The organism is Streptomyces sp. OfavH-34-F, assembly GCF_022347745.1.
Classification (GTDB): Bacteria; Actinomycetota; Actinomycetes; order Streptomycetales; family Streptomycetaceae; genus Streptomyces.
Genome location: NZ_JAKRGC010000395.1, coordinates 1 through 4,945 on the forward strand (window position 1 = coordinate 1; position 4,945 = coordinate 4,945).

Here is a 4,945-nt window from a genome sequence, read left to right on the forward strand (position 1 = left end):
TCACCCCCCTCGGCAACTGGGCGGTCTGGGTCAAGCTGGAACAGATCTGCGTCGCCGCCCAGAGCCCGGCCGGCAACATCGAACAGGCCGCCGCCGACATGCTCCTCGGCTGCGCCCGGCTCACCCCGCGCCCCGCGACGTCGAGTCCACCGTCGTCGCCGAGGCCGTCGAAGCCGTGCCCCAGGTCCTCTCGCTGCTCCAGCTCTCGGCCGGCCCCGTCCCCGTACCCGCGCTGCTCGACCTCCTGGGCCAGCGCGTCGCCGAACTGCACGAGGAGCGCTGCGAGGTCCCCTACGGCCCCGAGCCGCTGCCCGGCCCCGCCGACCCGGCCCCCACCGCCCACACCCCCGAACTCATCGCCCTGCTGCTCGACTGGGCCCTCGAAGGGCTGGCGGCCGTGGGCGCCCTCACCCTCGGCAACGGCCAGGCCACCCTCACCCCCCTCGGCAACTGGGCGGTCTGGGTCAAGCTGGAACAGATCTGCGTCGCCGCCCAGAGCCCGGCCGGCAACATCGAACAGGCCGCCGCCGACATGCTCCTCGGCTGCGCCCGGCTCACCCCCGGCCCCGCCCGTGCCGAGTACCGGGCCTGGCTGGCCGCCCGCCCGGTCGGCAGCGCCGTCGCCGAACTGCTCGACGTGGCCCGGGGCGAGGACGCCCTGCTGCGCGGGCTCGCCTTCGAGGCGCTGCGCGTCGTCGGCGCCCCCGCCGAACCCGAGGTCCGCGCCGTCCTCACCGACCCGTCGCTGCGCCCCTACGCGCTGCTCTGGCTCGCCGAGTACGACGGGAAGGACCCCGAGGACGCCCAGGAGGTCCTCAGCCGCGAGGAGGCCACCTGGCTCTGGGTGGACACCGCGGCGGCCGTCGCCGACCACGGCGAGACCGGCCTGCTGGTGCGCCACCTCGACTCGGCGGTCCAGGGCACGGTCCCGGCCCTGCTGGACGAGGTCCGCGCCGTCGGCCACCCGCGCACGGTCCAGGTCCTGGTCGCGCTCGCCGCCGCCCACCCGGACCCGGCCCTGGCCAAGGCCGTCCGCAAGGCGGCGTTCCAGGTCCACACCGGAGGCTCCTGACCGGGAAGGGGCGGGGGCGGGCCCGTCGCGGGCCCGCCCCCGCCCCTCAGTGCGGCGCCCCCGGCGCGTACGTCCCGAAACTCCAGACGTTGCCCTCCGCGTCGCGCGCCATGTAGTCGCGCGAGCCGTAGTCCTGGTCGGTCGGCGGCATCAGGATCTCCACCCCGTGCTCCACCGCCCGCGCGTGGTGCGCGTCGACCTCCGCGACCACCACGTACACCCCGGCGGGGCCCGCTCCCGCCATGGCCCGCGCGAAGACTCCCTCGCGGCCCCGCGAGCCCAGCATCACCCTGCCGTTGCCGCAGGACAGCTCCGCGTGCACCACCGACCCGTCCTCGGCCTCGTACACCGCCTCCTTCGTGAAGCCGAAGGCCTCGGTGAGCGTTCTGATCGCCGCCTTCGCGTCGTCGTAGAGGATCGTGGGGTACACCGTCGGCACACCCGCTCCCGCGTCCGCCATCGTGCTCAGCCCCTTCCGTACGGCAGCGCCGTCCCGTGATCTGTGAGCTGCGTCTCAGTCTGGCACCGGGCGCCGCCGCCGTCCCGCCGACAACGCCCGCCCCGCGGGGGAAGCCGCGCGTCCGGGCCCGGAAAAGTCGTTGGACACCGCCAGTAGACTGGCTTCCATGGCAGTCCTCCTTGTGCGCGTGCGTGAGTAACGGCGTCCAGTCGTCACCGCCTGTCGTTCCTCCGCCCGTCCTTCCGCCCTGGAGTACCTCCCCGTGATCACCGCCTCCGGCATCGAGCTGCGCGCCGGCGCCCGTCTGCTCATCGAGTCCGCCAGCTTCCGCATCGCCAAGGGCGACCGCATCGGCCTCGTCGGCCGCAACGGCGCCGGCAAGACCACCCTCACCAAGTGCCTCGCCGGCGAGGGCACCCCCGCCGCCGGCACCATCACCCGCTCCGGCGAGGTCGGCTACCTCCCCCAGGACCCCCGCACCGGCGACCTCGACGTGCTCGCCAGGGACCGGGTGCTGTCCGCCCGCGGCCTGGACGAGATCCTGCGCAAGATGCGGGAGAACGAGGACCGGATGGCGAACGGCAAGGGTGCCACCCGCGAGAAGGCGATGAAGAAGTACGAGCGCCTGGAGACGGAGTTCCTCACCAAGGGCGGGTACGCCGCCGAGGCCGAGGCCGCCACCATCGCCGCCGCGCTCAGCCTGCCCGACCGGGTGCTCGGCCAGCCGCTGCACACCCTCTCCGGCGGTCAGCGCCGCCGCGTCGAGCTGGCCCGCATCCTCTTCTCGGACGCCGACACGCTGCTCCTGGACGAGCCCACCAACCACCTCGACGCGGACTCCATCGTCTGGCTGCGCGACTACCTCAAGAACTACCGCGGCGGCTTCGTGGTGATCTCCCACGACGTCGAGCTGGTCGAGACGGTCGTGAACAAGGTCTTCTACCTCGACGCCAACCGGTCGCAGATCGACGTCTACAACATGGGCTGGAAGCTCTACCAGCAGCAGCGCGAGGCCGATGAGAAGCGGCGCAAGCGCGAGCGCCAGAACGCCGAGAAGAAGGCCGCCGCCCTCAACGCGCAGGCCGACAAGATGCGCGCCAAGGCCACCAAGACCGTCGCCGCCCAGAACATGGCCAAGCGCGCCGACCGGCTGCTGTCCGGCCTTGAGGAGGCCCGGGTCGCCGACAAGGTCGCCAAGCTGCGCTTCCCCGACCCCTCGCCGTGCGGCAAGACGCCCCTGATGGCGGAGGGCCTGTCCAAGTCCTACGGCTCGCTGGAGATCTTCACCGACGTCGACCTGGCGATCGACAAGGGCTCCCGCGTCGTCATCCTCGGCCTCAACGGCGCCGGCAAGACCACGCTGCTGCGGCTGCTCGGCGGCGCCGAGAAGCCCGACACCGGCCGCGTCGTCGAGGGCCACGGCCTCAAGCTCGGCTACTACGCCCAGGAGCACGAGACCCTGGACCCGGACCGCACGGTCCTGGAGAACATGCGCTCCGCCGCGCCCGACCTGGATCTCGTCGCCGTCCGCAAGACGCTCGGCTCGTTCCTGTTCTCCGGGGACGACGTGGACAAGCCCGCCGGGGTGCTCTCCGGCGGCGAGAAGACCCGCCTCGCCCTGGCCACGCTGGTCGTCTCCTCCGCCAACGTCCTGCTGCTCGACGAGCCCACCAACAACCTGGACCCGGCCAGCCGCGAGGAGATCCTCGGCGCGCTGCGCACGTACAAGGGCGCCGTCGTGCTCGTCACCCACGACGAGGGCGCGGTCGAGGCCCTCCAGCCGGAGCGCATCATCCTGCTTCCGGACGGCATCGAGGACCTGTGGGGCGCCGACTACCGGGACCTGGTCGCGCTGGCCTGATCCACCCGCCTCGGACCATTCGGCCCAGCGCGAATCCATCATCTGCGTGAGGGCGTCTCGTACCCCGGCGCGGCGCCCGGCAGACGGCTGCCGGGCGCCGTCGTTTCCGGCGTAGTTCCCTTGTGGGCCCTGACCTGTACGTTCCTCCGGAGGCCCGGTGTGCGTGGCTCGTACACACGCCGGAAACGGGGCGTTCCGGCCGGCCCGGCGCACCACCGGGGCGTGAATCCGGTCGCACCGACCTTGCCGAATGGGTGGCCAGGAAGCGTCCGAGGGGTGATCATGAGAGTCCAGAGCGCACTTCCCATGAGGAGGCACGGGTGGCCGAGACTCTGAAGAAGGGCAGCCGGGTGACCGGCGCCGCGCGCGACAAGCTCGCGGCAGACCTGAAGAAGAAGTACGACTCCGGTGCGAGCATCCGGGCGCTGGCCGAGGAAACGGGCCGCTCCTACGGGTTCGTCCACCGGATGCTCAGCGAATCCGGAGTGACGCTCCGCGGACGCGGCGGCGCCACACGAGGCAAGAAGGCCGCGACGACGGCCTGACGGCCGGCAGCGGACGGGGCACGTCACGGGACGGCCCCGGCGGGCTCCCGGTCCGGGTGCGCCCACCCGGTCGATCGCATGCTCGATCCGGTGGTTACTGTTCAGTCACTTAGCTTCATGTGCTGACTGCACCCGATCCGGAGGCTCCGCATGACCTCGTTCGACTCCGTGCTCGACAAGGACGGCGTACGACTCACCGTCGACGACGCGGTTGCCACGGTGACCCTCACCAACCCGGCCAAGCGCAACGCCCAGTCTCCCGCTCTGTGGCGGGCGTTGACCGAGGCCGGACGGGCCCTGCCCGGCAGTGTGCGGGTCGTCGTGCTGCGCGCCGAAGGCGTGTCGTTCTCCGCCGGACTCGACCGCCAGGCGTTCACCCCCGAGGGATTCGACGGCGAGCCGTCGTTCCTGGACATGGGGCGCGGCCCGGAGGCCGAACTCGACGCGCTGATCGCCGGGTACCAGGAGGCGTTCACCTGGTGGCGCCGCAACGACCTCGTGTCGATCGCGGCCGTCCAGGGGCACGCCATCGGCGCGGGCTTCCAGCTCGCCCTCGCCTGCGACCTGCGCATCGTCGCCGACGACGTCCAGTTCGCCATGCGCGAGACCAGCCTCGGACTGGTCCCCGACCTCACCGGCACGCACCCCCTGGTCCACCTGGTGGGCTACGCCCGCGCGCTGGAGATCTGCGCCACCGGTCGCTTCGTCCACGCCGAGGAGGCCGAGCGCACCGGCCTGGCCAACCTCGTCGTGCCCGCCGGAGAGCTGGAGGCCGCCGCCCGCGACCTGGCCGGCGCCCTGCTGGCCGCCCCGCGCGACGCCCTCATCGAGACCAAGGCCCTGCTGAGCGGGGCCGTCTCGCGTACGTACGAGGAGCAGCGCGCCGCCGAGCGGGCCGCCCAGGGCTCGGTGGCCGGCTCCCTGGTGCAGGCGCCGCCACTGCGAGCCGCGTTCGCGATGATCTCGGAGGGGGCCGGCGCCCGCTCGACCCCGGTGCAGGGGGGGGG

4 protein-coding genes and 1 pseudogene are annotated in these 4,945 nt (G+C 72.8%); 4 read left to right on the forward strand and 1 reads right to left on the reverse strand.

What is annotated here, in order from left to right:
- Nucleotides 1-1,072: hypothetical protein (locus tag MHW47_RS31820; RefSeq protein WP_374230181.1), on the forward strand; the 1,072-nt coding region annotated here is incomplete at its 5' end.
- 46 nt (nucleotides 1,073-1,118) lie between these two features.
- Here the strand turns inward: MHW47_RS31820 and MHW47_RS31825 are convergent.
- Nucleotides 1,119-1,532, reverse strand: coding sequence for a VOC family protein (locus MHW47_RS31825; RefSeq protein ID WP_239227332.1), 414 nt, complete (start codon nucleotides 1,530-1,532; stop codon nucleotides 1,119-1,121).
- Nucleotides 1,533-1,794: 262 nt separating this feature from the next.
- Between MHW47_RS31825 and MHW47_RS31830 the strand changes: the two genes are divergently transcribed.
- The 3 genes and pseudogenes from MHW47_RS31830 to MHW47_RS31840 form a co-directional block, all read left to right on the forward strand.
- Entirely contained in the window at nucleotides 1,795-3,393 is a 1,599-nt protein-coding gene (locus MHW47_RS31830) for an ABC-F family ATP-binding cassette domain-containing protein (protein WP_239227333.1), read from the forward strand.
- Nucleotides 3,394-3,713: 320 nt separating this feature from the next.
- Nucleotides 3,714-3,938 carry a helix-turn-helix domain-containing protein gene (locus MHW47_RS31835; protein ID WP_239227334.1) on the forward strand — a complete coding sequence of 75 codons (225 nt, stop codon included), beginning with the start codon at nucleotides 3,714-3,716 and terminating at the stop codon, nucleotides 3,936-3,938.
- Between the two features lie 150 nt (nucleotides 3,939-4,088).
- Nucleotides 4,089-4,844, forward strand: a pseudogene (locus MHW47_RS31840) (enoyl-CoA hydratase/isomerase family protein); the annotation flags it as partial.
- Nucleotides 4,845-4,945 lie beyond the last annotated feature (101 nt).